The 1,170-nt window shown below is 59.4% G+C and carries 2 protein-coding genes; one reads left to right on the top strand and one right to left on the bottom strand.

Annotation, left to right across the window (positions count from 1 at the left end):
• The first annotated feature begins 136 nt into the window (after nucleotides 1-136).
• The gene (locus tag FT726_RS27375) at nucleotides 137-664 is read left to right on the top strand and encodes an isochorismatase family protein (protein WP_278708987.1); all 528 of its coding nucleotides are present in this window, start codon (nucleotides 137-139) and stop codon (nucleotides 662-664) included.
• Between the two features lie 106 nt (nucleotides 665-770).
• On the opposite strand, the gene ssb is transcribed toward FT726_RS27375, so the two are convergent.
• Nucleotides 771-1,170, bottom strand: a 400-nt coding sequence (gene ssb, locus FT726_RS27370; RefSeq protein WP_346303857.1) for a single-stranded DNA-binding protein, incomplete at its 5' end; no start/stop codon positions are given.

Raw genomic sequence — 1,170 nt, 5'->3', positions numbered from 1 at the left:
CCACCGTCACCACACACCTCCACACGCAATCAGGCAGTAAGCATGCGCGGCGCGCACGAAAAAAGCAAAGCCCAATCGCTTTACGCGCGTGCCACTTCAGCGCGACACTGGTGCCTGACTTATAAAGGAGGCGACAATGGCACAACGGGTGGTAATGGTAGTGGATATGCAAAATGGCGTGCTGGCAACGCCGCGTTACGACCGCGACGGGCGCTGCGGCCGCATTAATCAGCTGATGGCCGCCGCCGATCAGGTGATTTTTATTCAGCATGCCGGGCCGGATTTAGCCGTCGACTCCGCAGACTGGCAGATTGTCGCCGAACTGGAACAGCCGGCCGACGCGCTTTATGTGACCAAAACCGCCTGCGACAGCTTCTGGCAGACCGGGCTTGCGGCGCTGCTTGAACAGTATCAGATCGACAGCTTTGTTATTTGCGGCTGCGCCACCGATTATTGTGTCGATACCACCATCAAAGTCGGGGCCAGCCTTGGCTATCACATCACCGTGGCGGCCGACGCCCACACCACCGCCGATCGCACTTATGTGTCAGCGCAGCAGCTCATTAATCAGCACAACGAGGTGTGGGCGGATTTGATCATGCCGGGCAATCCGGTGCGGGTTAAAACCACGGAAGAATTACTGCGGGAGTGGCGCGCGCATTAACGTCGTTGTATGAACGTGCGGAGAGAAAAGTTTTGTTGGACAAGAGCTTTTGAAATGGAGCCCTCGCAGAAGCGAGGGCTGGATAACGCGTTGATCGGTACGCCAATCAGAACGGGATATCGTCGTCGAAATCCATTGGTGGTTCGTTGTTCGCCGGTGCGCTCTGCTGCTGTGGACGCTGCTGCGCGCCGCCGCTGAACTGGTTGCCCCCACCCTGCGGCTGCTGCGGCTGGCCCCAGCCGTTATTGTTGCCGCCGCCCTGGCCGCCCATGGGTGCGCCACCGCCATTGCCGCCCTGCTGACGACCACCCAGCATCTGCATGGTGCCGCCCACGTTCACCACCACTTCGGTGGTGTATTTGTCCTGGCCGCTCTGGTCCTGCCATTTACGGGTGCGCAGCTGGCCTTCAATGTAGACCTGCGAACCTTTACGCAGATATTCGCCGGCGACTTCGGCCAGCTTGCCGAACAGCACGACGCGGTGCCACTCGGTGATCTCTTTGTTT

Origin of the sequence: Pantoea sp. Morm, assembly GCF_016643525.1 — a bacterium.
In the GTDB taxonomy this organism is placed as follows: Bacteria; Pseudomonadota; Gammaproteobacteria; order Enterobacterales; family Enterobacteriaceae; genus Pantoea; species Pantoea dispersa.
This window is presented reverse-complemented; position numbering and strand designations above follow the sequence as displayed.

What these genes read in the sequence shown, in the direction of transcription:
- FT726_RS27375 (WP_278708987.1), top strand. Translation starts at nt 137, where the DNA reads ATGGCACAACGGGTGGTAATGGTAGTGGATATGCAAAATGGCGTGCTG.